This is a genomic window from Yoonia sp. MH D7 (assembly GCF_054439475.1).
Genome location: NZ_JBTJCF010000001.1, coordinates 519,811 through 545,586, shown reverse-complemented (window position 1 = coordinate 545,586; position 25,776 = coordinate 519,811). Strand labels below are relative to the sequence as shown.

Genomic DNA, 25,776 nt, shown 5'->3' with positions numbered 1-25,776 from the left:
CGTCATGCGATCCACCTTAACAACTGGTCCGAAAATCCGCGACCACCTCTCTCGCTGTGAGCAGCGGAAATTGATCCGATATCACCATGAGGGAAAAACAATACCGGGATTTCTTTTTCAACTGCGTACCGAAATTCTTTTTCGGTATAACTTAACCCATCTTCTGCTAATGATCCATAACGCCCAGCAGTTATCAAAACATAATAATCGCAATTATCGATCACTGTTTTAATAAACTCAAATTGCTCGTCATCCGCGGCAGGAAACGCTTCCATACCAACTGGTATATCTCCTGCTCGGATTATCGTTTCTTCAACAGCTTTTCGCTCATCAATTAAGTCAGTATATGTCGAACTAATAAAAACTTGATACTTCTTACTCACCCAACAGCCTCCATAAACTCACGCCACTCACCCTTGCTCATGCCCGACGTCTCTTGCGTGACTTCCTCACCCTTGAGCATCTTGCGCACGCACTCCAGCGCCTTGCCAGACAAGTTCGCGCCGCCCATGCGGTAGTCTTCGAAAGCGCCGTAGGCGGCGGGGACCCAGTCGGCGACGACTTTGCAGATTGCGTCGGCGTAGACGCGGATTTCGTATTGTGCGTGGCTGTCGGCGCGGAGGCGCAGGAAGTGGAAGAGGTTGTGCAGGTCCACTTTCCAGTACCACTGCGTGTAGATGTTTGCGGGCAGGTTCATGCGGGCAAGTTCGCGTGCGAGGCCTTGTTTTGGATCGCCGTTTTCGTCGGTTTCTCCAATCATTTCAGCGTAGTGGTCGTAGGTGCGTGCGGCGTCGCCTTTGAGGATTTCGAGAACGCGTGCGGCTTCATCAGGTGTTAAGGTTTCGCCTCTACCTTGGTTATTGATCACAGATTGAGCGGCCAAATGGGAGGCTTCGGGGATGTAGAATTCACGGTCGAGAATTGAGTAGCGTGCGGAGTATTCGTTGACGTTAGCAGTCCGGTGCCGGATCCATTGACGTGCCACAAAGACAGGTAGTTTGACGTGCAGTTTGATTTCGCACATCTCGAACGGTGTGGAGTGCCAGTGGCGCATGAGGTAGCGGATCAGTCCTTCGTCGTTTTGAACGGATTTGGTGCCCTTGCCGTAGGAGACCCGCGCTGCTTGGCAGATTGCGTTGTCGTCGCCCATGTAGTCGATGACACGAATGAAGCCGTGGTCGAGGACTTGGTGTGCATTGTAGAGGTGTTTTTCCATGCCCGGTGCGGTGGCCCGTAGCGTCGGCTGTGGATTCGCGCGGAGCGTTTCGATTTCGGCGAGCTGTTCTGGGGTCAGCGACATGATGCGATCCTGTGATGTATGAGTCGCGCCACTATATCGTGATGGAAGCGGTGAAAGAAACACACAGTCGCGGATTTTGTCGTGGGGATCGGGCGTTGTGGATTGACTCATGGTGGGTCACGAAAGATTGTCAGGGCTAACACGTCCAAACTTACAGGCTTATTGAATAAGTTCCGATTTTATACTGCGGTTTCGCTGGTTGCTTTGATGTCCGCATGTGGGTCGGGAACGAACCCGTTTGATGCTGATGAGACGGAAGTTGATAGCGGCGATACGACGGGCACGACCGGCACGACGACGGAAGAAGAATCAGAAAACACGAGCGAGTTATCGACAGGCACGGCACTGCCAGAAGGCACATCCTCCCCAAGCCCGACAGATTCGATTTTTCGCTTCGAAGCACGTGATGGGAGTGGCGGTGGATTGGTCACGAGCGTAACCTATAATCCCGCTGACGACACATTCCTCATTGATAACTTGGCTTTTGACGGGGAAAATGTGTATCAGCGCGGCACGGACGTCGACACGCTGGGTCAAAGCCTGAGGCAATATGCGGTCTACGAAGCTGATGAAGTTGCTAATGACTTTTTGGACGACGACCAGATTGGACAAATTGTTCCTTACCGCGCGATCGTAGGCGTAAGTAAAAATGCGGTCGAAGGGGATGCGCGCACATCATTCGCGATTGTGCGCACCGGTGGTTATAGGAACTATGGGTTCGGCGGTTTTGTTTATGAGCGTAACGGCGGTGTGACGTTGCCAGTCTCCGGTCAGGCTCGCTTTGCTGGTGAATATGCTGGATTGCGTGTGTCTACGGTTGGTGGCGATCCGCTGCAGTATACAACAGGTAACATGGCAATCGACATCGACTTTAGCGATTTTAATGCCAATGATGGCATTAAGGGTGAGGTTTCTGAAAGGTTGGTATTTGAAATGAACGGCACGCCCGATTCCAGTGTTCCGACACCAAACATCTTCTTCAACATAGCTGAAGGCGTGCAAACGCTCACCGAAAATGGCGAAATTAGTGGAACTTTAGGCAGTACACTTCGGGGCGACAATGGTGCTATAGAGGCATATGAGTCAGGCACATATTACGGTATCATTGGCGGCGATATGACAGATGGTGGCGATGGTGGCGAAATTGTTGGCGTATTTGTCGTAACCTCTGAAGACCCCCGTTATGAGGGCGTAACCGCACAAGAAACCGGCGGCTTTATCGTGTACCGGTAGTTTATCATGAGTGTTAGAATTTCCAGTTTGGCGGCATTACTCGTGTCGTTTGCGCAGCCATTGGCGGCGCAAACGGCGGGTGATGCGTTAACGCCGCAGCAGTTTTTTGACGTTGGCGTCACGATGATGCGCGAGGGGCGACCGCAGGATGCGGCGAATGTTGCGGATGCGTTATTGGTGCGTAACCCTGATGATGCGTCTGCGTTGATTTTGCGCGCAGAAGCGGCCATGAATTTACGCGATTTTGCCAGTGCCGTGGAATTTGCTGGTGCGGCTTACCGCGCGACCGACAACAAAAACCAGAAATTTGCCGCTGCGCGTCTTGTCGCACTCGCTCATGCTGAGTCTGAAAATGACACGCTGGCGCAGCTTTGGTTACGCCGCGCCCGCCAGTTCGCGCACGATGCGACCGCCGCGCGAAGTATCGCCGGGGATTATCAATTTTTGCGCGACCGAAATCCGTGGTCGATGCAGTTGCGGTTCGGGGTGTCCCCGTCCAGTAACGTCAATAACGGCAGTGCAAAGTCGTCGTCGTTTCTCTACGGGTTGCCGTTCGAGCTTCAACTGGGTGGCAGTGCGCGCGCGCTGTCGGGGGTCGAGATTTCCGGCGGTTTTGACACCCGATACAGGCTGTCCCAAAGCAATAAAGCGATCACGTTTCTTACCGCGTCCGCCGATACACGTAATTACGTTTTGTCCGGTTCCGCGCGAGATTATTTGCAAAGCGAAATTGATAGCACCGTTGCGGGATGTGCCATTAAGCCCGATCCTGAGGCATGTATCGCAGATATCGATTCTATCGAAACCGGATCGGATTTTGCGGATTCATCAATCGGGTTCGGCATCAATCACCGTCGGATCCTGACTGAAGGCGGCAGACCAACCGATTTCTCTCTTAGGTTCGGGCAAGTTTGGTATGCGGGTGTCGCCTATTCACGATCCATTGAGGCGCAAGTTTCGCACGGCTGGAAAATTGGCGAGAGCGATTATCTTTTGGGGCTGGTCTCTGCCCAGCGCGTTACCTTTGCAGAAGATCGCGACGAGATCGACGGAACGCGTATTCTTGGCCGTTGGACCCACCAGTTCGAGAACAATAATGCGTTTTCATTTGGCGTGGACGTGAATAACCGCCGTTCGGTTGATGACAACTCTGCCTATGATGCAGTGACCTATTCGGCTGATTACGACATCGCCAAGCCGCTTTATGGCATGCGGTTCGGGTTTGGGGTCAATTATGAAGTGCGCGATTACGATTATTTCTCGCTGGCAGCCGGCTCGCGCAACGACACGGCGATTGGCGCAGATATGACTGTCGAATTGACCGAGGTCGAGTTCTACGGGTTCCGGCCTGTCGCGCGGTTAAGTGCGCGCCGCAACGAAAGTTCGCTGAACTTGTTTGATCGCGATACGACCAATCTTGGATTTGACATGCGCTCTTCGTTCTAGGCCGTTGCCTGTGCGCTTGGCTGTGCTAGGTTCCTTGAGATCAAAGGAGATAGCTATGACACTCACTTATTTACACACGATGGTCCGCGTGAAAGATCTGGACGCGACGATGGCGTTTTTTAAATTGCTGGGCTTGGAAGAAACCCGCCGTATGGATAATGAAAAAGGCCGTTTCAGCCTTATTTTCATGGCTGCGCCGGGACAACCCGAATGCCCTGTTGAATTGACATATAACTGGGACGGCGACGATGGCTTGCCTGCGGATGGGCGGCATTTTGGCCATTTGGCCTATCGCACATCAGATATTTATGCGCTGTGCCAGAAATTGATGGACAATGGCGTGACAATCAACCGCCCGCCCCGCGATGGTCATATGGCGTTTGTGCGTTCGCCTGATAATATTTCGATCGAACTGCTGCAAGAGGGTGAAAAATTGCCCGCGGCAGAGCCTTGGGCCAGCATGGAAAATACCGGACATTGGTAAATATGGCTGAGGTAAGGTGCCTGGGGTAAAATCGCTTGCCTTGATGTTGGCAGTTTGGGCGGGCGCCGTGGATGCGGCGTGCGGTCAGGCGCTGGCAATAGGACTGGATGTATCGGGGTCGGTTGATCCGCAAGAGTATTGGTTGCAGCGCGAAGGCTTGGCAACAGCCCTTTCCTCGCCTGCGGTCAGTGCAGTTTTACTGTCCAAAGCGGTCGCGCCGACCGATATTGCCGTGTTCGAATGGAGCGGCCCCGCCCATCAGATCATTGTGCAGCCGTGGATCACAATCAGTGATGCCGCTGCTTTGGAAAAGGTCATAGGCCAGCTGCGCAGCCAGCCGCGTGTGACGGGGGACCTTACCACTGCGATTGGTTCTGCGATGCAGTTTGGTGTGGCCCTGCTTGAGATGCGCCAGACCTGTTGGCGGCGCACCTTGGATATTTCGGGTGATGGCCCTGCAAATACAGGGCCGCGTCCGCAGGATTTGCCCCCTGCCCGCATTCCCGATGATGTGATTATCAACGCGCTAGTGGTCGGGGATCTCGCGCGTGATGACATCAACGAATTATCGTCCTATTTCACCGCCTATGTCATTCGTGGCACAGGTGCATTCGTCGAAACCGCGCTAGGGTTCGATGATTACGCCGATGCGATGGAACGTAAACTATTGCGCGAACTGCAAGCGCTGGCGTTAAGCGAAGCACCGAGAATCCAGCCTGCGCAGATCAGTAGATATAGCGAATTTGTTCGGTCCAATACCGCTCTACACGGCGCAGCGAACTGGTGATATCTTCGATCCCCTGATGATCAAGCACACCGCGCGACATCAGTCCTGCGGCATGGGTCGCAAACAAAGTCCCTACAATTTTACGCACTTCGCGCCCCCTGGCGGTCAGGCTCACCCGCACAGAACGCCGGTCGATTTCAGAGCGGTTATGGTGCATGAACCCCGTATCAACCAGTTTTTTCAGGTTATAGCTAACATTGGACCCTTGGTAATAGCCGCGCGATTTCAACTCGCCGGCGGTCACTTCGTTATCGCCGACGTTGAACAGCAAAAGCGCCTGCACGGCGTTAATTTCCAGCATGCCGACACGTTCGAATTCGTCTTTTATCACGTCCAGCAAGAGCCGGTGCAATCGTTCAACCAAGGTCAGGCTGTCGAGGTAACTGTTCATGAAAGCCGCCGCATGTGCGGTGCTGTCTTCGGTCTTGGGTGGTGTAACGTCTGAATGAATGCTCATCTTTAATCTCCGGATATGACTGTTTGGAGACAGGATTGAAGCAAAATAACAAAAATTCGGTTAAGTTGATCGGGTAATTTTAAACAGGGCGAGAGACCCCTTTTGCACCCGCAGCGATTTGCGTGACCAAAGCAAGGTAATTTTCGGGCGTGGGAAACTGTCCCGAGACCCAAGCGTAGATGTCATGATCGTTTTCTTCGAGCAGGTCGTCGTAATGCGCAAGCGCTGCCGCGTCCATATCCGACAGGGCTGTCTCGGCAAAAGCGGACAGGATCAGGTCCATTTCCTTGATCCCGCGCCGCATCGACCGCATCCGCAACCGCTTGATCGCCGTTTCGCGTGGTTCGGTCATGATGTCGCCTTCAAGAGGTGCCGCAATTGAGTTTCCAGCTGGCCAAGTTTCACCGCGGCTTCGGCCATTTGCGTGCGCACAACGCGCATCTCAACCAGCACCGCATTCACGTCAGCGGCAATCGGGGTTTCAATGTCAGGGCCGTCGGGGCCTGCGCCTACACCGGTCAAAAGCCAGCGCAACGAGACATTCAGCATCCCCGAAAGCATCTGCAACCGGTTCGCGCGCGGTTCGCGTAGATCGTTTTCCCATGCGTCTAACGTGCTGACTTTGACGCCGATCTTTGTCGCAAGGTTTTTCTGGCTCATCCCAGCGGCATCGCGCGCGCCTGCCAGTCGGTCGCCGAAGGTTGCGGCATTTTCGCTATACCAGCCGTTGTCACCCATTGAAGTCATGATTATACGTCCTTTTCCTTGCCACGAATACCTTGCCCATCATATGACATGATAAGTTGAATTTATCCACTGGATGTATCCCATGACTTTCCTATCTGCGACACTCGACCGCGTAAAACCTTCGCCAACGATTGCGGTGACGACAAAAGCCCAAGAGTTGAAGGCCGCTGGACGTGATGTGATCGGTTTGGGCGCGGGCGAGCCGGATTTCGACACGCCGCAGAATATCAAAGATGCCGCCGTGGCTGCGATTGCGCAAGGCAAGACCAAATATACCGCCGTGGATGGCATTCCTGAATTGAAACAGGCGATTTGCGCCAAGTTCAAGCGCGACAACGGTTTGGATTACGCCCCCAACCAAGTGACGGTCGGCACAGGCGGCAAGCAGGTGCTATTCAACGCATTCATCGCCACGCTGAACGTAGGCGACGAGGTGATTATCCCTGCTCCCTACTGGGTGTCCTACCCTGACATGGTCCTGCTTGGCGGCGGCACACCCGTTGTCATCGAGGCGGAGCTAGAGGCCGGGTTCAAGATCACAGCTGATCAGCTAGAGGCCGCAATCACGCCAAAAACCAAATGGTTTCTGTTCAATTCGCCGTCCAATCCAACCGGCGCGGGCTACACATGGGGCGAGTTGAAAGAGCTGACCGATGTGCTGCTGCGCCACCCGCACGTCTGGATCATGACCGACGATATGTATGAACATCTGGCCTACGACGATTTCAAATTTTGCACCCCTGCGCAGGTTGAACCGGCACTTTATGACCGCACTCTGACGGTCAATGGAGTGTCAAAGGCCTATGCGATGACCGGCTGGCGCATCGGTTATGCGGCGGGCCCCAAGATGTTGATCGACGCGATGCGCAAGGTGCAGTCGCAATCCACCTCGAACCCATGCTCGGTCTCGCAATATGCCGCACTTGAGGCGCTCAACGGCCCGCAGGATTTCCTCGCGCCCAACAGCGCACTTTTTCAAGGACGCCGTGATCTGGTTGTGGGCCTGTTGAACCAAGCCGAAGGCGTGGTTTGCCCGACGCCCGAAGGTGCATTTTATGTCTATCCATCGATTGCGGGCTGCATCGGGAAAACATCGGCGGCTGGTGTCTTTATCTCTGATGACGAGGTGTTTGCCACTGCGCTGCTCGAAGAGACCGGCGTGGCGGTGGTGTTTGGCGCGGCCTTTGGCCTGTCCCCGAACTTCCGCGTCAGCTACGCGACCTCTAACGCGGCCCTCACCGAGGCGTGCAATCGCATTATCGCGTTTTGCGCCGGCTTGAAGTAGAGATCCGATGGGCTCTGAATTACCAGACTATTACTTTCGGATCCGCGAGAACGGCGCTGCGGTGTTTCGGGTCGATACCGAGAACCGCCAGCGCCGCATCGAGTTGGACCAGATCGCCCTTGTGAACGTCAACAAAGGCGAGGTGAAGCCACATGGTGACGCCACACTGACCCAGGACGATATCGCTGCTATTCAGGAATGGCTCGACAAGCGGCTGATGCTGCTGGCCCAGCGCGATATCGACGACATTCACCGCGCTGTGGACTATATGAATATCACAACGCAATGGGTGCAATCCAAGGCATCAGAGGCGCAACTGGATGATGTGACAGATGCGTTATTAATGGCGATGCATGACCTGCGCACCGTCTTGGTCCGCAAGAAAGCCGAACGGATGACTGCTCCGCGTGAGCAGGACCCGTCCGCATAGTTAAAACTTATTGAGCTGACGTGATTTGCAGGGCTAAATCACGCGCATCGACGCAGAGGACATAAAATGGATTGGACATCAATTTTCGCGAGCCGCATGAGCCGGATGAAGGCCTCGGAAATCCGCGAATTACTCAAGCTGCTGGAACAGCCCGATATTATCTCGTTCGCTGGCGGCATCCCCGATCCGGCCCTATTCCCGACGCAGGCCTTTCAAGCGGCCTTTGCCGATGCATTAAGTGCAGGTAAGCAAGAACAAGCGCTGCAGTATTCGGTTTCTGAGGGCTATGCCCCTCTGCGCACATGGATCGCGCAGCACATGGCGGAAATTGACGTGCCTTGCACCGCGGACAACATTCTTATCACCTCGGGATCACAGCAAGCGCTTGATTACTTGGGTAAACTGATGCTTTCGCCGAACGACACCGCACTGGTGGGCTGGCCGACATATTTGGGCGCATTAGGCGCGTTTAACGCCTATGAGCCGCAGTATGACAAGCTGGTGGCCCACGGTAACCGCGACGCTGCCGATTATGCCGACGCCGCCCGCGCCAAAGGTGGACGGGTCAAATTTGCCTATGCTTCGGTGGATTTTGCCAATCCGACAGGCGAGACACTCGATCTGGCTGCGCGTCAAAATATCCTTACCCTCGCTGACGATCTTGATTGCGCCGTGATTGAGGACGCCGCCTATCAAGCCCTGCGTTTTGACGGTGAGGCGATCGCGCCAATGCTCGCCTTGGAAATTGCGCGCAAAGGGTCCATCGAAGAGTGCCGCACGATCTATTGCGGCAGCTTTTCTAAAACCCTTTCTCCGGGCCTGCGGGTTGGCTGGATATGCGCAAACTCAGACGTGATCGGGCGCTTGGTCCTGATGAAGCAAGCCGCTGACCTGCATTCATCGACCATCAACCAGATGGCGATCCACCATGTCGCACAGACGATCTTTGACAGCCACGTCGCCACACTGCGTTCGGTCTATTCCGCCCGCCGCGATGCAATGCTGCGCGCGCTAGCCGCCTATATGCCATCGGGCGTAGAATGGACCAAACCCGAGGGCGGCATGTTCGTCTGGGTCACATTGCCCGCACATATGAACGGCGCGGATCTACTGGCGCAGAGCTTAAAAAGCGAACGGGTGGCATTTGTGCCGGGGTCCGCGTTTTATGCCGACGGGTCAGGCACAAACACCCTGCGGCTTAGTTTCAGCCGTGTGGATGAGGCAACAATTGATGCAGGGATCAAACGATTGAGTGCGCTGATCTCGGCCGCGTGATTTTCACACTGCGCGCCCAGAACCGCCACATCATCAGGATCGCCGCCACCGTCAACCCGATCACCAGCCCCAGCCACAAACCAACCCCACCCAGACCAAGGTGGAACGCAAGGATATACCCCGCTGGCAGGCCGATGACCCAATAGCTGAACGTGGCCATAACCATTGGCACGGCTGTGTCCTGCACGCCGCGCAGTAACCCCAGCGCCATGACTTGTAGCGCGTCCACAACCTGAAACAATGCGGCCATAATCAATAACGACACACCAACTTTTACCATTGCATCCTTTGCCGGTTCGTTGGGATCAAGAAACGCGTTAATCAACGTCTCGGGGATCACGACAAAAATGACCACAGTGACGACCGCGAACAGAAACGAAAGCGCTATCGCGACTTTTGCGCCGCGCCGCAGGTTCACTTCGTCGCGGCGTCCCAAGGCCCGCCCTGCCCGCACTGTCGCCGCCTGACTAAAGCCGATGTGCACCATGAATGTCAGGCTGGCGAGCTGGATTGCGATGCCGTGGGCTGCGAGTTCGATCTCGCCAATCCACCCCATCATAATCGCCGACGCGGTGAACAATCCGCCCTCGGCCAATGAGGTCAGGCCAATAGGATAGCCAAGTTTAAACACACGGTTGAAAATCTCCCAGTCACTACGCCAGACATTCTTTAACAGCTGATATTGTGGCAATTTATAGAGCCCGTAAGCGATCAAAATAATCACCGTCACGACTGTGACCAGCAACGACGCAACTGCCGCCCCTTTGATCCCCATTTCTGGCGCACCCCAGTTGCCAAAGATAAGCGCATAGTTGACCGCCACATTCATCAACGCCGTGCCGATGGTTGCCCACAGGATCACCACCGTATGCTCCAGCGCCGCAAGATAGGATTTCAGTGTCATCACCAACAGCGCAGGCACCATTTGCCATGCGACAATGCGCAGGTAATCCTGACTTAATGCCGCGACATCCGCCTCTTGCCCCATCGCCAGCAGGATCGGCTCTGCCCAGAAAAATGGCAGTGTAAACACCGTCCCGTAAATCACCGACAGCCAGATCCCCATGCGGGTCACGCGGCGCACTTGGGTCTCGTCGCCCTCTTCTGCGGCTCTGGCGACCATCGGCGTGACCGCCTGCGCAAACCCCGCCCCCACAATGAAGGTCACAAAAAACAGCGAGGTCGCAATCGTCGACGCAGCCAAGGCCGTCACGCTATACCAACCCAACATAATGGTGTCGGTCATATGGATCGCAAATTGCGCCATATTGGAGGCAATCAACGGCAAACCGAGTTTCAGGATCGCACTGCGGTGCTCGGGATATGTTTGGGCTGTATTTGTCATCAATAAGGAGTAGGCGTGAAATGCCACGCCGTCTAGTCTGGAGACCACTCAAATGTCTGATACGCTCGTTTCTGCCGCTCAAGCGTTCTACCGCCAGCTTGCCAGCAATAACAATCGCGACTGGTGGACAGACAATCGCGCGACCTATGATGACGTATTAAAACCTGCGGCCTTGGCGATTTTAGAGCAACTGACGCCGACCTTGGCCGAAATTTCAGGCGAATCTGTCAGCACAAAACTTTTCCGCCCGCACCGCGATGTGCGGTTTTCCAAAAACAAAACGCCTTACAAAATCCACCTGCATATGATGTGGAAAATCGACGCGCCCGCGCGCCAGACGCCTGTGTTTTTCTTTGGGATCGGCAGCGATTATGTCACCGCAGGTGCAGGAATCACCGCCTTTGATAAACCGGTGCTGGAAGACTGGCGCAAGTTCGTTGATCTCGACACCAAAAGGATCATGGGGATCATCGCCGACGTGCAGGATCACGGATTTACCCTGCGCGACCCCGCATTGAAACGGGTGCCCGCAAGCTATCCCGCCGACCACCCCGCGAACGACCTGCTTCGCATGAAAGGCTGCGTGGCGACCACAGACATGAGCGCCACCACCAACCTGAACCACGACATCACAACCGCGTTCCGAAACGCGGCCCCACTTAACGCCCTGCTCCTCCAAATCGCCGAAGCATAAACAACCGTAGCTAAAATATACCAATATCGCTCAAACGAATGGATCAAAAATAACAACAGAATCGTGTTTGTTTACGAGGACATCGTCCTTGGGCGGATGATTGGAAGAATGATCTAAAAACCAACTTATTGGAAAACCGCCCAAGGGACCCAAATCAAACGATTGCCCCTCCTGCCCCTAGATGACACTATAAGGGCAAAGCAAAGAGCGAGCAAAACCACATGCCTAACGACCTTTTGTCCACGACCAACCCCGATGATTACAACGCCTCCTCGATCGAGGTTTTGGAAGATATGGAGCACGTCCGTCTGCGCCCCGGCATGTATATTGGCGGCAAAGACGAGCGGGCGCTGCACCATATGGTCGCGGAAATCATCGACAACTCGATGGATGAAGCCGTGGCAGGACATGCCACATGGATCGAGGTCGAACTGCACGCCAACGGTCACTGCACCGTGCGCGACAACGGGCGTGGCATTCCGACCGATCCACATCCAAAACAGCCCAACAAATCTGCGCTTGAAATCATCTTTTGTACCCTGAATGCAGGGGGCAAATTCTCGGGCGATAGCTACCAGACTTCTGGTGGTTTGCACGGCGTCGGCTCGTCGGTTGTGAACGCACTTTCTGATCATTTGCGGGTCGAAGTGGCGCGCAACAAAGAGCTGTTCATGATGGAGTTCTCGCGCGGCATTCCGCAAGCTCCGCTGGCGAAAATCGGCGCGGCCCCCAACCGGCGCGGCACGGCTGTCACGTTCCACCCCGATCCTGAAATCTTTGGTAAACTGACGTTGAAGCCAGCGACATTGTTCAAAATGGCGCGGTCCAAGGCCTATCTTTTCTCGGGTGTCGAAATCCGCTGGAAAACCGAGATTAACGATTCTGAGACCCCGTTGTCAGCGACTTTCAAATTTCCGGGCGGTCTGGCCGATTACCTGAACGTCACACTTGGCGGAGCTACGGTCTATTCCGACACGCCCTTTGCAGGCACCGTGTCATTTGTCGATAAATTCCAGGTGCCGGGCAAAGTCGAATGGGCCATCAACTGGACCCCTGCCCGCGACGGTTTTATTCAGTCGTATTGTAACACCGTTCCAACGCCTGAAGGCGGCACGCATGAAGCGGGATTTTGGTCTGCGATTCTGAAGGGGATCAAGGCTTATGGCGAGCGTGTGTCGAATAAAAAGGCGGCGCAGATTACCCGTGAGGATTTGACCACGGGCGGCTGTGCGCTGGTGTCGTGTTTTATTCGCGAGCCAGAGTTTGTAGGTCAGACCAAGGACAGGCTGGCCACGACTGACGCACAACGTATGGTTGATCTAGCTGTGCGCGACCACTTTGATAACTGGCTTGCCGCAGATACGAAAGCCGCGGGCGCGATCCTTGATTTTCTTGTGCTGCGGGTCGAAGAACGCCTGCGCCGCAAGATGGAAAAAGAAACCGCGCGCAAGACAGCGACCAAGAAACTGCGTTTGCCCGGCAAACTCACCGACTGTTCGTCCAAAACCCGCGAAGGGACCGAGTTGTTCATCGTCGAAGGGGACTCTGCGGGTGGTTCTGGCAAGGGCGCGCGCAACCGCGTGAACCAAGCTTTGCTGCCGCTAAAAGGTAAAATCCTCAATGTGTTAGGCGCCGCCTCTAGCAAGATTAACACCAACCAGGAAATCAACGATCTCTGCGAAGCATTGGGTGTTGGTATGGGCACCAAATTCAACGTCGATGACCTGCGCTACGAGAAAATCATCATCATGACCGACGCGGATGTCGACGGCGCACATATCGCAGCGCTGCTGATGACATTCTTCTTTAGCCAGATGCGCCCGCTGATCGACAACGGCCACCTCTACCTCGCCTGCCCGCCGCTTTACCGCCTCACCCAAGGCGCGCATAGGTTGTATGTGACCGATGATGCCGCGAAAAACGAAGCGATGGAAAAAGGACTTGGTGGCAAAGGCAAAATCGACGTGCAGCGTTTTAAAGGCTTGGGCGAAATGGACGCCAAAGACCTTAAAGAAACCACCATGGACCCCAAAACCCGCAAGCTCATCCGCGTCACAATCGTCGACGACGAACCGGGTGATACCGCGGATTTGGTGGAACGTCTGATGGGGAAAAAGCCTGAGTTAAGGTATCAATACATCCAAGAAAACGCGCAGTTTGTTGAGGAGTTGGATGTTTAGATGAACGTTTCGCTGATATCTGAAATTCGAGATCTCGAGAAACAAAGTCACTAATCATCGCGATTTTATTGACAATAGCCGTTTTAAGCTCGGTAATTTCTGTCGGTCGTAGGGTGCGCGTTCATGCGCACCTTTCTTGTGATTGCCGAAAATGGTGCGCATAAACGCGCACCCTACGGGATTATTCCTGAACCGCTTCCAAATACTCGGTCAAGGCGAGCAGTTCACGCGGCACGGGCGTCCCTAATCCGTCTTTCTCGACGATCACCGTATCGCCCATATCCCCTGCCCCGAACTCTGGCATCGCATCTGAAAAATGTGTGCCACGGTCGAGCCCGTCGATGGTCGACATAATATAATCGCTAGGGAAAACACCGCCGTTGCTTTGACTCAATTTGGTCAGATCCGGTGGCATTATAATCAGGCCAGCAGCCATCTCGCCGCCGCCTTTCGCGTCAACCCCATGACAAGATGCACAATTCTCCATGAACGCCTGCTTGCCGCTTTGCGGTTCGGGTGTGTCGATGCAGGCGCTTAGGGCAAGTACTGCGATGATGCTCAATTTTTTCATGGGGGTCGGCCTCCGCTTCATGTTTTCTTCACATTAGCGGAGGTAGGCTGGTTTGACTATGATGTCGATCAATCAGTTGAGAGAAAGGTTGCCGATAGCCGCCGAAATGACCGATGCCGTATCATCGCTGTCGCCCGAAACCGCGAGCCCGATCAGCGAGCCCTTTTGCCCGCCAAACGCCCGCGCATAGTCAGCGGCAAGATCGACGCGTTCTGACGCGCTGCCTGTACCCGCTTGGCGCAACGGGATGGTCACACCTGTGCCGGATTTTCCGTAAGGCGACGCGATCACCGCGCCAATGGCGTTATTGCCGCCCCAAGCGTATTGGATCACCCGCACGTCATCGCGGCCCAAGAGTGAGCGGATGCCTGCCCCGTTCAACGTCGGTGCAACGTCAGCCGGCACGAAAACGAAATAAAGCGAAATATTACGGTCATCGCCACCTTTACGCGACAGGTCGGTGGCTGGCACAGACTGGTTAACAGTCCACGCCCAAGACGCAGAATTCGCATCCCAATTGGATGGGTCAACGCGCGACCACGCGATGCTGACCGAGCCGTTCGACGTCATAGATAGCGTTTCGCCGAAGCTGTAATCGTTTGACGAAAACAAAGAAAGCTTCTGCTCGGACCACCCGCTGGAAAAACTGACCGGGCCGGCCGTGACAGCGGACGTCGCGAGAATAAGAGCAGCAGACAGAAAATAACGCATGGATCAGACCCTTTTTGAAAAATATTAGAGAAAGAATAGCTGATCCGTGGCGGTTACGGTCAGATAGTTGGCACCAGTCACGCAATTGTCAGCCCGCCGTCAAGGCGCACAGAGTTTCACATCCGGATCAAGCCGCTGGTATTCCTGCGCGTCAATCCAATGGATTTCTGTCGGCGGGATATACTGCCATTCGGCAAGGTATCTGGTTTTTGCAGCGCCACGCATGTAGCGGGCCATTTGCTGGTTACCGATCGGGCCGATATTCACGTTCGACCCATGAAACCCGATCCGCGCATCGGGACGCACGCAGGCATTCGGCAAGGTCGTGAAGATCACGCAGGCAGACGCACAAGTGCCGTGGATCTCGACCGGTTTGCCCCATGCCAGTAACCGCGCGCGATCCGCCTCGGCGCTAATGAGCTGCCCGCCGCCGTCATTACGAATGATATGCGGCACATCAACCGGTGCATCACGGCGGTCGTTGCAGGCGGTCGCCACAAACATCGCGAGAACGGTGCAAAGCATATGAATTCCTTTTACCGGCTATGCCGCCGCCTTCACTTCAGAGCTTGCTAAAACCGTTGAATCGAACCTTGCGCCGCATTTTTCACAGCTGCTCAAGCTTACCAGCCGTCAAGCGCACCATGCGGTCCATGCGACCGGCAAGTTCCAGATTATGGGTGGCGATCACGGCGGTTAGGCCGGTGCCACGCACCAGTTCCATCAAGGCATCAAACACACGGTCCGAGGTTTCAGGGTCGAGGTTTCCGGTCGGCTCATCCGCCAAAAGCAAGGTCGGCTGGTTCGCCAAAGCGCGACAAAACGCGACCCGCTGTTGCTCTCCACCAGACAATGCGGCGGGTCGGTGATCGGCGCGGGCCTCAATACCAACGCGGCCCAGCAATTCACGCGCGCGCGCATTGGCGGCAGCTTCCGCCACGCCATTGGCAAGTTGCGGCAGAACGATATTCTCGATCGCTGTAAATTCGGGCAGCAAGTGGTGAAACTGATAGATGAAACCAACCTCGGCACGGCGCACGGCAGTCCGTTTGCGATCATTCAGCCGTGTCATGTCACGCCCACCAATCGCCACAGTCCCCGCGTCCGGCGTATCGAGCAGACCGGCGATATGCAGCAGGGTCGATTTACCAGCACCTGACGGCGCAACAAGAGCTACAATTTCACCTTTTTTCACTTGCAAATCAATGCCCTGTAGCACGTTCACAGCATTGGGTTTGCCCGTATTATAGGCCTTAGTTATGCCAGCGACATCAAGGGTCAGATCATTCATAACGCAATGCCTCAACAGGGTTCATACGAGCCGCACGGCGCGCAGGGAAAATGGTGATAATCCACGACAGCCCCAGCGAAAGGCTGACGGATTTCAACACATCATTCAGCCGTAGTTCTGCGGGCAATTCATAGATGCCGCGGATCGACGGATCCCAAACGCCACCGCCCGCAACATAGTTCACAAAGCTGAAAATCGGGTCGATATAAAGCGCAAATAGACAGCCCAAAATCACACCTAATATCGTGCCAAACGTCCCTATCCCTGCCCCGCAAATAAAGAAAATCCGCAAGATTGACCCTTCGGTCAGGCCCATTGTGCGCAGGATACCAATATCGCGGCCCTTGTTTTTGACGAGCATAATCAGCCCTGAAATGATGTTCATCGACGCGATCAAAACGAGGATCGACAAGATGATAAACATCACGTTGTCCTCTACCGTGAGTGCGCGTAAAAAAGACCCCGCACTGTCGCGCCATGTCCAGACTAAGGTGCCATCGCCGCCGATACTCAAAACATCTGGCAGTACGTTGTCGACGTCGTCAGGTACCTCGACCATCACTTCAATTTCGTCCACTAACCCATCGCGATTAAAAAAGTTTTGCGCCTCGGCTAACGGCATATAAACCCGCGTTTTGTCGATATCGTAGCGCCCTGCGGTAAATATATAAACCACCTCGTAGGCGTTGGTGCGCGGGCTGGTGCCCATCGCGGTGCGCACGCCATTGGGGCTGATCACCTTGATTTTATCGCCGACATTGACGCCCAATTCTCGCGCGACACCCGACCCGATTGCAATGCCTTCATTAAAGCGGTTGATATCGCCCAGGGCGTTCATTGGGTCCGCAATGCGCGGGATCGTCGCGAGGTTTTCAAGCGTAATTCCGTAGACTTCGATACCAGCGTTCTGGTTTTGATTGTTCGCCATCACCTGCCCGCGCACAAGGGGCGCCGCGCGGATCACGCCCTCTACATCAAGGATCTCAGCAGCCAATACGTCATAGTCTGAAATCGTGCGTAATGTTTGATTTGTGCCATCGATGGGCGTGCGTTTGTAGACCGTTACATGGGCGTTAGAGCCAAGGATCGTATCAACGAATTCCGCCCGAAACCCCGAGCGCACAGCCAAGGTCGCGATGAGTGCAAAAACCGCTAAAGTCACACCAATCAAAGAGATCCACGTCATCACGCTGACCCCACCCTCGGCACGTTTGGCGCGGATATAGCGCCATGCGATCATCCATTCGAATTTGGCAAAGGGGGCAGTGCTGGCCATGTTTCGTCCTATTTTGCTTGCCCGCCTAAACTGGGGCGCATGTTGAAAATGGTCAAGTGACCCTTGCGTGACTAGCGCCGCCCGACCAGCGGTTGCATGTTTGATTTGGCGGGGGCGAGGTCTGGTGCCTTGCGCAATGCGGGTTCTGTGCGGATTGGGGTTTTGCTAGCGGCAGCCTTTGGTCGTCTGCTCAAAAAGCCGCCAGCAAGCGCCAGCAGCGCGGCCACGGAAATCCAACCGCCGAAGAACCCGGCCCCACCCGCGACGACGCCAGACACAGTAAGCGGCACCGCAGGTTGAAAATCGCCCCAAGTTTTTGCAAGCGTATCGCCGTCCATCAAGCGCTGCGGCATCGTCAAACGTTCTAGCGCCGAGGCCTCTCGCAGCGTGGCAAGATTGTCAGACAGCACCGCATGACGTGCAAAAGTGCGGCGCATATCCGTTTGGCGATCCATCAAAAACTGCGTCCCAACCATCTGTTCAAACGCTTGGGTGCGTGTCAGGCCAGAGCGCAGCGCCGAAGCCTCGAAATCCGCCACCACGACCGAAAGCGCATCGACCTGCCCTGCCAATCGTTGGGTATATTGCTGTGAAAACTCGGGGTATTGCGACAGCCCCGCCGCTCCTGCCAGCCCACCAATGATGGATAATACCTTGAACATCTGCCTGCGCCTCGCGTTTTTGTCCCGCTTTTTGCCTGTTTAACACGTCTGAAGTCGCGGCGGGACTCTGAATTTATGCGTGGTGTGGCTGTCGGCAAAGAACGCACAAAGCGGCCTGCGACGAACACGCAGGCCGCACTGCACAAAGTTACTTAAAGCGCGGCGTAGATCGCCGCAATCTTGGCAACAGCGTCTGCCGGAGACATTTCCTCGCTCTCGCCGGTGCGGCGCGAGGTCACCTCAACGACGCCATTCTTCAACCCGCGCGGACCAATTGTGATCCGCCAAGGCAGGCCGATCATATCCATTGTGCCAAACTTCGCGCCTGCCCGCTCGTCGCGGTCATCGTATAGCGGGTCCAGACCAAGTGCGATGAACTGCTGATACAGGTCTTCGCAAGCAGCGTCCGCAGCTGCGTCTCCCGATTTCATGTTCAGGATACCGACATGGAAAGGCGTGACACCTTCAGGCCAGATAATGCCCTTATCGTCGTGACTAGCCTCGATAATCGCGCCCAACAACCGAGACACACCAATGCCGTGGCTGCCCATATGCACGTTCACTTTTTCGCCTTTGCCGTTGTCCACAGCCGCGTTCAAAGCCTCGGAATACTTGGTGCCAAAGTAGAAGATTTGCCCGACTTCGATGCCGCGCGCGGTTTTGCGGCGTTCTTCCGGCACCTCATTAAACAGCGCCTCGTCGTGGGTTTCGTCCGTGCGCGCGTATTTGCTGGTAAATTCTTCCATCACCGCCGCACAGGCCGCGTGGTCATCAAAATCGATCTCGCGGTCACCAAACGTCAGATCGGTCACGGCGCTATCGTAGAACACCTCGCTCTCGCCCGTCTCGGCCAGCACCAGAAACTCGTGTGTGTCCTCGCCACCGATCGGGCCAGAATCAGCGCGCATCGGAATCGCCTTTAGCCCCATCCGCTCGTAAGTGCGCAGATAGCTGACCAAATGACGATTATACGCATGCAGCGCATCTTCCTTCGTCAAATCAAAGTTATAGCCGTCTTTCATATAAAACTCGCGGCCCCGCATCACGCCAAAACGCGGACGTACCTCGTCACGGAATTTCCACTGGATCTGATACAACGTCAGCGGCAGGTCCTTATAGCTATTCACATGCGCGCGGAAAATATCGGTCACCAGTTCCTCGGCAGTCGGCGTGAACAGCATATCACGGCCGCTGCGATCCTTGATGCGCAGCATTTCGTCGCCATACGCATCATAACGGCCGCTCTCGCGCCACAGATCAGCAGATTGAATCGTGGGCATCAACATCGCATGATGGCCCGCGCGCGCCTGCTCTTCGTGCACGATATTTTCGATCTTTTTCAAGACCTTAAACCCCAGCGGCAACCACGAATAAATCCCAGCACTGGACTGTTTCATCATGCCCGCTTGCAACATATAACGGTGCGACACGATCTGCGCCTCGCGCGGGGTTTCTTTGAGGACGGGCAGGAAATAACGGCTCATACGCATGGGATAAGGGGCCTTTGGCAAATTAATGATTGATCAACGGTTTAGGGGGCCGTTGACGCGCTGGCAAGCATACATCCCGCGCGGGCCTTGCGGAAATCGCATATTTCGCCCATCTAAAGCAGAACTTAACCAGTGAGGTTCACCATGGCGCTACCCGTGAAAGATCAGGCGAAATACTGGGGCGTGGTGATTGCCGTGCTGCTGGTGACGTTGTGGTTACTTGGCAATGTTATTTTGCCGTTCATTCTGGGCGGTGCGATTGCCTATCTTCTCGACCCTGTGGCCGACCGGCTACAGCGTTTAGGGCTTAGCCGGATCGTATCGGTGGCCGTCATAACGCTTGTTGCGGCATTGATATTTGTGCTGCTGATTTTGCTGGTGATCCCGACGCTGATTAAGGAAACCACAGCCCTGATCGACACCGCTCCGACCTTGTTCAACCAGCTGCAAACGTTCCTGACCGAGCGGTTCCCGCAACTTCTCGATGCCGATAGCACGATCCGCCAACAGTTGATCGCCATCGGTGAGACCATCCAATCCAAGGGTGGTGATGTGGTTAACGGGCTGGTGTCCTCGGCGCTGGGACTGATCAACGTCGTGATTCTACTGGTGGTAGTGCCTGTGGTGGCGTTTTATCTGCTGCTTGATTGGGACAAAATGACCGCCAGGATTGATAGCATGTTGCCGCGCGACCACGTTATCGTTGTGCGTAAACTGGCCAGAGAGATCGACACGACGCTGGCCTCTTTCCTTCGCGGACAAGGCACCGTTTGCCTGATTTTGGGCAGCTATTACGCGATTGCGCTTATGTTGGCAGGTTTGAATTTCGGCCTTGTGGTCGGTTTCATCGCAGGTTTAATTTCGTTCATTCCCTATGTTGGCGCTCTTGTCGGCGGCGTGCTGGCGATTGGTCTGGCGCTATTTCAATTCTGGGACACGCCGCTCTATATCGGGTTGGTCGCGGTTATTTTCGCGCTTGGGCAATTCTTCGAGGGCAATATTTTGACGCCAAAACTGGTCGGCAACTCGATCGGATTGCACCCTGTCTGGCTACTGTTTGCGCTGTCTGTGTTCGGCTCGCTTTTCGGTTTTGTCGGTATGCTGGTCGCCGTGCCGCTTGCGGCTGTGATGGGCGTTTTGATCCGCTATGCCATTGAACAATACAAAGACAGCCAGCTTTATCGCGGCCAGACGGGCATCTGAATGGCCGAGCAATTAACCTTTGACTGGCCAATGGGCGTGGCATTGGGGGCCGCGGACTTTTTTGTGTCTGATGCAAACACGCAAGCTTACGCGATGCTGCAAGCGCCCCAGACCTGGCCAGAACGCAAGCTGATCGTGACAGGCGCGAAAGGTGCTGGCAAAAGCCATTTGGCCCGCGTTTTTGCAACGCAGATGGACGCCACGCACCTGTCCGCCACCACCCTGCTTGATGCCTTATCCGATGCGCTGCCCGATGCAGGTGCAAATATCGTGGTCGAAGACATGGACCAACTTCCCCCTATCGCAAACGAGTTTATGTTCCACTTGCACAACCATCTGCGCAACACCGGCGGGCATCTGTTGATGACGGCCCGCACCCCGCCTGGCCGCTGGCCCCTGACACTGCCCGATCTTGCAAGCCGGATGCAGGCCACAACACTGATTGCAATTGATAATCCCGATGATGCACTGCTTGCCGCTCTGATCATGAAGCTGCTCGCGGATCGTCAAATCATGCCGCCGATCAGCCTTGTCAATTATCTGGTGCCGCGCATCGAGCGGTCATTTGCGGCCGCAGCACAGGTCGTCGCCCGCCTTGACGCGGCTAGCATGGCGCAGGGTCGGCCCATAAACCGTGCGCTCGCTGCGGGACTGCTGGACAAAGCGGACCACTAAGGGCGATAACAGTCATAAACCTGCAACACCCTCATGCCACAAGGCGTTATGATGCAAGCAAACTTCCTTGAAAGCCCGTTCCCCGCACCGATGATTCTGGACATTGATCCCGCCACCCCCGCACGGTATTTTAACCGTGAATTAAGTTGGTTAAGCTTTAACTGGCGGGTTCTGGAAGAGGCGGAAAACCTGAAGGTGCCATTGTTGGAACGGCTGCGGTTCCTGTCGATTTCGGCCACAAATCTCGACGAATTCTACACCGTGCGCGTGGCGGGCCTGCGCGAACTGGCGCTGGCGGGCAACGTAACACCCTCTATCGATGGGCTGACGGCTGCCGAACAATTGGTGCTGATTAACGCCAATGCCCGCGAGTTGATGCTGCGCCAGCAGGCGGTTTTCAACACCCTGAATGACGCGCTCAAAGAACACGATATCTACCTTTTGACCCGCGCCGACCTGACCGATGATGACAAAGCGTTCCTTGACGATTTCTTTCTTGATCAGGTGTTTCCGGTGCTGTCGCCGCTGGCGATCGACCCTGCGCACCCGTTCCCGTTTTTACCCAACGAAGGCTTTGCTCTGGCACTGCAGCTTGAAAAAACCGATGGCAAACGCGCGATGCGTGCGCTGTTGCCGGTGCCCGCGCAGATCGCGCGTTTCATCGCCCTGCCGACCGTCACCGGTCATCGTTTCTTGCCACTGGAAGAACTGCTTTTGCTGCATGTGGGACGATTATTCCCGGGTTTTGCGGTCAAAGGAAACTGCGCGTTCAAAGTGCTGCGTGACAGCGATCTTGAACTGGAAGACGAGGCCGAAGACCTTGTGCGCGAATTTGAAACGGCGTTAAAACGGCGGCGGCGCGGCGAGGTTGTGCGCCTGAAACTTTCTGCAAATGCGCCTAACTCATTGAAATCAATGATCATGCAAGAGTTACACGTGACCGATGACGCCGTGGTCGAAGTGGACGGTTTGATTGGTGTCTCGAACCTGAACGAATTGGTCTTGGATGACCGCCCTGACCTGTTGTGGCCCCCGTTCAGCCCGCGCGTGCCAGAGCGGGTGCAGGATTTTGACGGCGACATGTTTGCCGCGATCCGCCAGAAAGATATGCTGCTGCACCACCCCTACGAGACGTTTGACATGGTCGTCCGGTTTCTCGCGCAGGCTGCCCGCGACCCCAATGTGGTGGCGATCAAACAGACGCTTTACCGCACCTCCAAGAATTCTCCGATTGTCGAGGCGCTGTGCGAAGCGGCGGAAGACGGCAAATCAGTCACTGCTTTGGTCGAGCTCAAAGCCCGCTTTGACGAGGCCGCAAACATCCGCCAGTCGCGCAGGTTGGAACGCGCAGGCGCCCATGTGGTTTACGGTTTCATGAACTATAAAACCCATGCGAAAATCAGCACAGTGGTGCGCCGCGAAGGCGAAAAACTGGTGACATACACCCACTTTGGCACCGGCAATTACCATCCGATTACCGCGCGAATCTATACCGATCTGTCACTGTTTACTTGCGATGCCAAGCTGGGCCGCGATGCAACCAAGGTGTTCAATTATCTGTCGGGCTATGCAAAGCCCGACAGCCTAGAGAACCTTGCAATTGCGCCGCTGGACCTAAAAGAAACCCTGCTCGCAAGGATCGCGACCGAGGCCGAAAATGCCGCCGAGGGCAAACCTGCGATGATCTGGGCCAAGATGAATTCGCTTGTCGAGGAGGACGTGATCGACGCGCTATATGCGGCGTCCCAAGCTGGTGTGCAGATCAGTCTGGTGGTGCGCGGCATTTGCGGGCTGCGCCCCGGTGTTGTGGGGTTATCAGAAAATATCCGCGTGAAATCAATCGTCGGGCGGTTTTTGGAACACAGCCGGATCGTCTGTTTTGCCAATGGCAAAAAACTGCCAAGCAAGAAATCAAGGGTCTATATCAGTTCAGCCGACTGGATGGGTCGCAACCTGAACCGGCGCGTCGAAACCCTGATCGAGATCCAGAACGCCACCGTAAAAGCCCAGATTGTCAGTCAGGTCATGGCCGCAAATATGGCCGATGTGGCGCAGTCATGGGTGATGGAAGGTAACGGCATTTTCACCCGCGATCCGGTCCCCGACGATGTATTTGCATTCAACTGCCATCGCTTTTTCATGGAAAATCCGTCGCTCTCGGGGCGCGGATCAGCGGGGGCGTCCGACGTGCCGCAATTGACACATAGCGACGATGAGGGGCCACAATCATGAACGATGACGAACCAATCGATTGGGGCGGATTTGGTCGGCCACTGTTTGAAGACGCCGCTGCAATGGGCTTGGGTCGGGTGGGCGTTATCGACGTCGGTTCCAACTCGGTGCGCATGGTGGTGTTCGACGGGGCGGCGCGGTCACCTGCGTATTTCTATAACGAAAAAATCATGTGCGCCTTGGGCGCGGGGCTGTCGGAAACGGGTTATTTGAACCCGCTGGGCCGCGTACGCGCCTTGTCCGCGATCCGCCGGTTTGCGGCACTGGCCGAAGGTATGGGCATCACCCCGTTGACAGCGGTGGCCACAGCCGCAGTGCGCGAGGCCAGCGACGGCATGGACTTTCGCGACGAGGTTTTGCGCGAAACCGGCATTAAAATCTGGGTGATAGACGGGCGTGAAGAGGCGCGGCTGTCGGCTCAGGGTGTGCTATTGGGCTGGCCAAAATCCTACGGTTTGGTCTGCGATATTGGCGGATCGTCGATGGAATTGGCCGACCTTGCGGACGGGCGTGTGGGCCAGCGCGTGACCTCGGCGCTGGGTCCGTTAAAACTACGTGAAATCAAGGGCGGCAAAAAAGCGGTCAAGAGCTTTGTAAAGACCACGATGGCCAAGCTGCACGAGCAGATGAACTTTGAGAAATCGATGCGCCTGTTTCTGGTCGGCGGGTCATGGCGGGCAATTGCGCGTATTGATATGGACCGACGCGGCTATCCTTTGACGGTGCTGCATGAATACCGCATGACCGCGCGCCAGATCAGCAAAACCGCCGATTATATTGCCGCGTCAGACCCTTACGAGTTGCGCCAGCGCTGCAATATCTCGGAGAGTCGCATGGCGCTGGTGCCTTTGGCGGTCATCGTGCTCAAGTCGCTTTTGCGTCAATTCAAGCCCAAAGACGTGGCGGTGTCCAGTTACGGTATCCGCGAGGGTATGCTTTACGAGCAGATGCCACGCGCCTTGCGCGAACGTGATCCGCTGATCGAGGCTTGCCGTTTTGCCGAGGCGAAAGATGCGCGGCTTCCGGGTTTTGGCCGTTTGTTATTCGATTTTGTCCGCCCGCTATTTCCGCGTGCAAACTGGCAACGAAAGCGCATCATTAAAGCCGCCTGTTTGCTGCATGATGTCAGCTGGCGTGCCCACCCTGATTACCGTGGCGAGGTCACGTTTGATAACGCCACCCGTGCCAATTTGGGCGGGTTGAAGCATTATGAACGGGTGTTTTTGGGTCTGTCGCTTTTGAACCGTTACACCAACAAACACTCGGCGCGCTATGATCCGCTGGTGGCGATGCTGGATGCGACACAGATCAAACAGGCAGAGGTTTTGGGAAAAGCAATGCGCCTTGGCGCGATGTTATGGCTCGACGCCGAACGTGCGCCAGGTCAATTGAAATGGAAACCGAAGAAACACGAATTGATCCTTATACTAAACCACGAGGCGCGACCGCTATTTGGCGAGGTGGCCGAAGCGCGGTTTGCAGCGCTGGCCTCTGCGTTGAATGCCACGTCAACGGTGAAGTTCAACAAGCCTGTTTAAAGGTCGATTTCACCCTCTGGCGAAGCTTCGTCGACATCGGGCGTGTAGGCGGGCGCGTCGGGGGTGCGGCGCATAATGATATCGCCATTTGGCATGATTTCGGGGGTGTCATAATTGCGGATATCGTCGATATGCGTCATCAAATCTGCAAGCGCTGGTCCCATCTCGGTCGAGAAATGTGACATGTCATCGCCCAGATCTTTCAAGTCTGCAATCGCGGGTTCCATTTCACGCATCAGCCCGCGCAGCAGCATTTTAGCGCCTTCTTCCATCAGGCTAAAGCCTTCTTCAACGACGGGTTCGTCGTCTTGCGCAGCAGCAGGCAGGGCCACGGTCATGGCGAGCGTCAGCGTCAAGGCGGTGCGGGCAAAAATCTGTTTCATAGCACCAATATAGGTATGCACGCTAAAATTGCCAAATCACAAATGTAATAGCAGCCCTAGGGCAGCGATTGCGTCGCAGTA

Annotated in this window: 27 protein-coding genes; 13 read left to right on the top strand and 14 right to left on the bottom strand. The window is 55.3% G+C overall.

The genetic code is table 11. From position 1 onward, the window contains the following. Nucleotides 1-2: 2 nt before the first annotated feature. Together ACXLHR_RS02640 and thyX are read right to left on the bottom strand one after the other, a co-directional pair. Nucleotides 3-383: a DUF4062 domain-containing protein gene (locus ACXLHR_RS02640; RefSeq protein ID WP_458789993.1), complete on the bottom strand. Its 381-nt coding sequence runs from the start codon at nucleotides 381-383 to the stop codon at nucleotides 3-5. Next, on the bottom strand, nucleotides 380-1,300 hold the full coding sequence (gene thyX / locus ACXLHR_RS02635; RefSeq protein ID WP_458789992.1) for an FAD-dependent thymidylate synthase: 921 nt from the start codon (nucleotides 1,298-1,300) through the stop codon (nucleotides 380-382). The genes ACXLHR_RS02640 and thyX overlap by 4 nt, the downstream gene beginning before the upstream one ends. 81 nt (nucleotides 1,301-1,381) lie before the next feature. Here thyX and ACXLHR_RS02630 point away from each other — a divergent pair, with 81 nt between their 5' ends. Genes ACXLHR_RS02630 through ACXLHR_RS02615 form a run of 4 tightly spaced genes read left to right on the top strand, consistent with a single transcriptional unit; the run spans nucleotide 1,382 to nucleotide 5,250 of the window. Further along, nucleotides 1,382-2,533, top strand: a complete 1,152-nt coding sequence (locus tag ACXLHR_RS02630; RefSeq protein ID WP_458789991.1) for a hypothetical protein — start codon at nucleotides 1,382-1,384, stop codon at nucleotides 2,531-2,533. A gap of 6 nt (nucleotides 2,534-2,539) precedes the next feature. Then, nucleotides 2,540-3,979, top strand: coding sequence for a hypothetical protein (locus tag ACXLHR_RS02625; protein WP_458789990.1), 1,440 nt, complete (start codon nucleotides 2,540-2,542; stop codon nucleotides 3,977-3,979). 55 nt (nucleotides 3,980-4,034) lie between these two features. Then, nucleotides 4,035-4,463, top strand: a complete 429-nt coding sequence (locus ACXLHR_RS02620; protein WP_458789989.1) for a VOC family protein — start codon at nucleotides 4,035-4,037, stop codon at nucleotides 4,461-4,463. Between the two features lie 16 nt (nucleotides 4,464-4,479). Next, nucleotides 4,480-5,250, top strand: a complete 771-nt coding sequence (locus ACXLHR_RS02615) for a DUF1194 domain-containing protein (protein ID WP_458789988.1) — start codon at nucleotides 4,480-4,482, stop codon at nucleotides 5,248-5,250. Here ACXLHR_RS02615 and ACXLHR_RS02610 read toward each other — a convergent pair. The 3 genes from ACXLHR_RS02610 to ACXLHR_RS02600 form a co-directional block, all read right to left on the bottom strand. Further along, on the bottom strand, nucleotides 5,189-5,707 hold the full coding sequence (locus ACXLHR_RS02610; RefSeq protein ID WP_458789987.1) for a MarR family winged helix-turn-helix transcriptional regulator: 519 nt from the start codon (nucleotides 5,705-5,707) through the stop codon (nucleotides 5,189-5,191). The genes ACXLHR_RS02615 and ACXLHR_RS02610 overlap by 62 nt on opposite strands. Nucleotides 5,708-5,786: 79 nt before the next feature. Further along, nucleotides 5,787-6,059, bottom strand: a complete 273-nt coding sequence (locus ACXLHR_RS02605; protein ID WP_458789986.1) for a succinate dehydrogenase assembly factor 2 — start codon at nucleotides 6,057-6,059, stop codon at nucleotides 5,787-5,789. Then, nucleotides 6,056-6,445 carry a helix-turn-helix domain-containing protein gene (locus tag ACXLHR_RS02600; RefSeq protein WP_458792453.1) on the bottom strand — a complete coding sequence of 130 codons (390 nt, stop codon included), beginning with the start codon at nucleotides 6,443-6,445 and terminating at the stop codon, nucleotides 6,056-6,058. The genes ACXLHR_RS02605 and ACXLHR_RS02600 overlap by 4 nt, the downstream gene beginning before the upstream one ends. A 91-nt stretch (nucleotides 6,446-6,536) precedes the next feature. Here ACXLHR_RS02600 and ACXLHR_RS02595 point away from each other — a divergent pair, with 91 nt between their 5' ends. The 3 genes from ACXLHR_RS02595 (at nucleotide 6,537) to ACXLHR_RS02585 (ending at nucleotide 9,444) form a co-directional block, all read left to right on the top strand. Next, entirely contained in the window at nucleotides 6,537-7,739 is a 1,203-nt protein-coding gene (locus ACXLHR_RS02595; RefSeq protein WP_458789985.1) for a pyridoxal phosphate-dependent aminotransferase, read from the top strand. Between the two features lie 7 nt (nucleotides 7,740-7,746). Continuing rightward, nucleotides 7,747-8,169: a hypothetical protein gene (locus ACXLHR_RS02590; RefSeq protein WP_458789984.1), complete on the top strand. Its 423-nt coding sequence runs from the start codon at nucleotides 7,747-7,749 to the stop codon at nucleotides 8,167-8,169. Between the two features lie 66 nt (nucleotides 8,170-8,235). After that, nucleotides 8,236-9,444 carry an aminotransferase-like domain-containing protein gene (locus ACXLHR_RS02585; RefSeq protein WP_458789983.1) on the top strand — a complete coding sequence of 403 codons (1,209 nt, stop codon included), beginning with the start codon at nucleotides 8,236-8,238 and terminating at the stop codon, nucleotides 9,442-9,444. Here ACXLHR_RS02585 and ACXLHR_RS02580 read toward each other — a convergent pair. Next, nucleotides 9,410-10,789 carry an MATE family efflux transporter gene (locus ACXLHR_RS02580; protein WP_458789982.1) on the bottom strand — a complete coding sequence of 460 codons (1,380 nt, stop codon included), beginning with the start codon at nucleotides 10,787-10,789 and terminating at the stop codon, nucleotides 9,410-9,412. The two genes, ACXLHR_RS02585 and ACXLHR_RS02580, sit on opposite strands and share 35 nt — an antisense overlap. 52 nt (nucleotides 10,790-10,841) lie before the next feature. Between ACXLHR_RS02580 and ACXLHR_RS02575 the strand changes: the two genes are divergently transcribed. Both ACXLHR_RS02575 and ACXLHR_RS02570 read left to right on the top strand, forming a co-directional pair. Further along, nucleotides 10,842-11,483 (top strand): TIGR02453 family protein, encoded by a 642-nt coding sequence (locus ACXLHR_RS02575; protein ID WP_458789981.1) that lies wholly within the window; start codon nucleotides 10,842-10,844, stop codon nucleotides 11,481-11,483. Nucleotides 11,484-11,704: 221 nt separating this feature from the next. Next, the gene (locus tag ACXLHR_RS02570) at nucleotides 11,705-13,663 is read left to right on the top strand and encodes a DNA gyrase/topoisomerase IV subunit B (RefSeq protein ID WP_458789980.1); all 1,959 of its coding nucleotides are present in this window, start codon (nucleotides 11,705-11,707) and stop codon (nucleotides 13,661-13,663) included. 181 nt (nucleotides 13,664-13,844) lie between these two features. On the opposite strand, the gene ACXLHR_RS02565 is transcribed toward ACXLHR_RS02570, so the two are convergent. The 7 genes from ACXLHR_RS02565 to proS form a co-directional block, all read right to left on the bottom strand. Continuing rightward, the gene (locus ACXLHR_RS02565) at nucleotides 13,845-14,234 is read right to left on the bottom strand and encodes a c-type cytochrome (protein ID WP_458789979.1); all 390 of its coding nucleotides are present in this window, start codon (nucleotides 14,232-14,234) and stop codon (nucleotides 13,845-13,847) included. A 72-nt stretch (nucleotides 14,235-14,306) separates the two neighbouring features. Further along, nucleotides 14,307-14,945, bottom strand: a complete 639-nt coding sequence (locus ACXLHR_RS02560) for a DUF3047 domain-containing protein (protein ID WP_458789978.1) — start codon at nucleotides 14,943-14,945, stop codon at nucleotides 14,307-14,309. Nucleotides 14,946-15,044: 99 nt separating this feature from the next. Continuing rightward, on the bottom strand, nucleotides 15,045-15,470 hold the full coding sequence (locus tag ACXLHR_RS02555) for a hypothetical protein (RefSeq protein WP_458789977.1): 426 nt from the start codon (nucleotides 15,468-15,470) through the stop codon (nucleotides 15,045-15,047). A gap of 82 nt (nucleotides 15,471-15,552) precedes the next feature. After that, entirely contained in the window at nucleotides 15,553-16,236 is a 684-nt protein-coding gene (locus ACXLHR_RS02550; protein WP_458789976.1) for an ABC transporter ATP-binding protein, read from the bottom strand. Beyond that, on the bottom strand, nucleotides 16,229-17,512 hold the full coding sequence (locus ACXLHR_RS02545) for a lipoprotein-releasing ABC transporter permease subunit (protein WP_458789975.1): 1,284 nt from the start codon (nucleotides 17,510-17,512) through the stop codon (nucleotides 16,229-16,231). The genes ACXLHR_RS02550 and ACXLHR_RS02545 overlap by 8 nt, the downstream gene beginning before the upstream one ends. Nucleotides 17,513-17,583: 71 nt before the next feature. Continuing rightward, nucleotides 17,584-18,174: a DUF2937 family protein gene (locus ACXLHR_RS02540; RefSeq protein ID WP_458789974.1), complete on the bottom strand. Its 591-nt coding sequence runs from the start codon at nucleotides 18,172-18,174 to the stop codon at nucleotides 17,584-17,586. Between the two features lie 152 nt (nucleotides 18,175-18,326). After that, nucleotides 18,327-19,664 carry a proline--tRNA ligase gene (gene proS, locus ACXLHR_RS02535; protein ID WP_458789973.1) on the bottom strand — a complete coding sequence of 446 codons (1,338 nt, stop codon included), beginning with the start codon at nucleotides 19,662-19,664 and terminating at the stop codon, nucleotides 18,327-18,329. Nucleotides 19,665-19,808: 144 nt separating this feature from the next. On the opposite strand from proS, the gene ACXLHR_RS02530 reads away from it, so the two are divergent. The 4 genes from ACXLHR_RS02530 to ACXLHR_RS02515 are packed head-to-tail and all read left to right on the top strand — an operon-like array spanning nucleotide 19,809 to nucleotide 25,312. After that, entirely contained in the window at nucleotides 19,809-20,867 is a 1,059-nt protein-coding gene (locus ACXLHR_RS02530; RefSeq protein ID WP_458792452.1) for an AI-2E family transporter, read from the top strand. After that, nucleotides 20,868-21,542 carry a P-loop NTPase family protein gene (locus ACXLHR_RS02525; RefSeq protein ID WP_458789972.1) on the top strand — a complete coding sequence of 225 codons (675 nt, stop codon included), beginning with the start codon at nucleotides 20,868-20,870 and terminating at the stop codon, nucleotides 21,540-21,542. 48 nt (nucleotides 21,543-21,590) lie between these two features. Beyond that, complete coding sequence (locus ACXLHR_RS02520) at nucleotides 21,591-23,774, top strand: RNA degradosome polyphosphate kinase (RefSeq protein WP_458792451.1); 2,184 nt, start codon at nucleotides 21,591-21,593, stop codon at nucleotides 23,772-23,774. Beyond that, nucleotides 23,771-25,312: a Ppx/GppA family phosphatase gene (locus ACXLHR_RS02515; RefSeq protein WP_458789971.1), complete on the top strand. Its 1,542-nt coding sequence runs from the start codon at nucleotides 23,771-23,773 to the stop codon at nucleotides 25,310-25,312. The genes ACXLHR_RS02520 and ACXLHR_RS02515 overlap by 4 nt, the downstream gene beginning before the upstream one ends. Here the strand turns inward: ACXLHR_RS02515 and ACXLHR_RS02510 are convergent. After that, nucleotides 25,309-25,695: an AAA+ family ATPase gene (locus tag ACXLHR_RS02510; RefSeq protein WP_458789970.1), complete on the bottom strand. Its 387-nt coding sequence runs from the start codon at nucleotides 25,693-25,695 to the stop codon at nucleotides 25,309-25,311. The genes ACXLHR_RS02515 and ACXLHR_RS02510 overlap by 4 nt on opposite strands. Nucleotides 25,696-25,776 lie beyond the last annotated feature (81 nt).

What these genes read in the sequence shown, in the direction of transcription:
- thyX (WP_458789992.1), bottom strand. Translation starts at nt 1,300, where the DNA reads ATGTCGCTGACCCCAGAACAGCTCGCCGAAATCGAAACGCTCCGCGCG.
- ACXLHR_RS02625 (WP_458789990.1), top strand. Translation starts at nt 2,540, where the DNA reads ATGAGTGTTAGAATTTCCAGTTTGGCGGCATTACTCGTGTCGTTTGCG.
- ACXLHR_RS02620 (WP_458789989.1), top strand. Translation starts at nt 4,035, where the DNA reads ATGACACTCACTTATTTACACACGATGGTCCGCGTGAAAGATCTGGAC.
- ACXLHR_RS02610 (WP_458789987.1), bottom strand. Translation starts at nt 5,707, where the DNA reads ATGAGCATTCATTCAGACGTTACACCACCCAAGACCGAAGACAGCACC.
- ACXLHR_RS02605 (WP_458789986.1), bottom strand. Translation starts at nt 6,059, where the DNA reads ATGACCGAACCACGCGAAACGGCGATCAAGCGGTTGCGGATGCGGTCG.
- ACXLHR_RS02600 (WP_458792453.1), bottom strand. Translation starts at nt 6,445, where the DNA reads ATGGGTGACAACGGCTGGTATAGCGAAAATGCCGCAACCTTCGGCGAC.
- ACXLHR_RS02595 (WP_458789985.1), top strand. Translation starts at nt 6,537, where the DNA reads ATGACTTTCCTATCTGCGACACTCGACCGCGTAAAACCTTCGCCAACG.
- ACXLHR_RS02590 (WP_458789984.1), top strand. Translation starts at nt 7,747, where the DNA reads ATGGGCTCTGAATTACCAGACTATTACTTTCGGATCCGCGAGAACGGC.
- ACXLHR_RS02585 (WP_458789983.1), top strand. Translation starts at nt 8,236, where the DNA reads ATGGATTGGACATCAATTTTCGCGAGCCGCATGAGCCGGATGAAGGCC.
- ACXLHR_RS02580 (WP_458789982.1), bottom strand. Translation starts at nt 10,789, where the DNA reads ATGACAAATACAGCCCAAACATATCCCGAGCACCGCAGTGCGATCCTG.
- ACXLHR_RS02575 (WP_458789981.1), top strand. Translation starts at nt 10,842, where the DNA reads ATGTCTGATACGCTCGTTTCTGCCGCTCAAGCGTTCTACCGCCAGCTT.
- ACXLHR_RS02570 (WP_458789980.1), top strand. Translation starts at nt 11,705, where the DNA reads ATGCCTAACGACCTTTTGTCCACGACCAACCCCGATGATTACAACGCC.
- ACXLHR_RS02565 (WP_458789979.1), bottom strand. Translation starts at nt 14,234, where the DNA reads ATGAAAAAATTGAGCATCATCGCAGTACTTGCCCTAAGCGCCTGCATC.
- ACXLHR_RS02560 (WP_458789978.1), bottom strand. Translation starts at nt 14,945, where the DNA reads ATGCGTTATTTTCTGTCTGCTGCTCTTATTCTCGCGACGTCCGCTGTC.
- ACXLHR_RS02555 (WP_458789977.1), bottom strand. Translation starts at nt 15,470, where the DNA reads ATGCTTTGCACCGTTCTCGCGATGTTTGTGGCGACCGCCTGCAACGAC.
- ACXLHR_RS02550 (WP_458789976.1), bottom strand. Translation starts at nt 16,236, where the DNA reads ATGAATGATCTGACCCTTGATGTCGCTGGCATAACTAAGGCCTATAAT.
- ACXLHR_RS02545 (WP_458789975.1), bottom strand. Translation starts at nt 17,512, where the DNA reads ATGGCCAGCACTGCCCCCTTTGCCAAATTCGAATGGATGATCGCATGG.
- ACXLHR_RS02540 (WP_458789974.1), bottom strand. Translation starts at nt 18,174, where the DNA reads ATGTTCAAGGTATTATCCATCATTGGTGGGCTGGCAGGAGCGGCGGGG.
- proS (WP_458789973.1), bottom strand. Translation starts at nt 19,664, where the DNA reads ATGCGTATGAGCCGTTATTTCCTGCCCGTCCTCAAAGAAACCCCGCGC.
- ACXLHR_RS02530 (WP_458792452.1), top strand. Translation starts at nt 19,809, where the DNA reads ATGGCGCTACCCGTGAAAGATCAGGCGAAATACTGGGGCGTGGTGATT.
- ACXLHR_RS02525 (WP_458789972.1), top strand. Translation starts at nt 20,868, where the DNA reads ATGGCCGAGCAATTAACCTTTGACTGGCCAATGGGCGTGGCATTGGGG.
- ACXLHR_RS02520 (WP_458792451.1), top strand. Translation starts at nt 21,591, where the DNA reads ATGATGCAAGCAAACTTCCTTGAAAGCCCGTTCCCCGCACCGATGATT.
- ACXLHR_RS02515 (WP_458789971.1), top strand. Translation starts at nt 23,771, where the DNA reads ATGAACGATGACGAACCAATCGATTGGGGCGGATTTGGTCGGCCACTG.
- ACXLHR_RS02510 (WP_458789970.1), bottom strand. Translation starts at nt 25,695, where the DNA reads ATGAAACAGATTTTTGCCCGCACCGCCTTGACGCTGACGCTCGCCATG.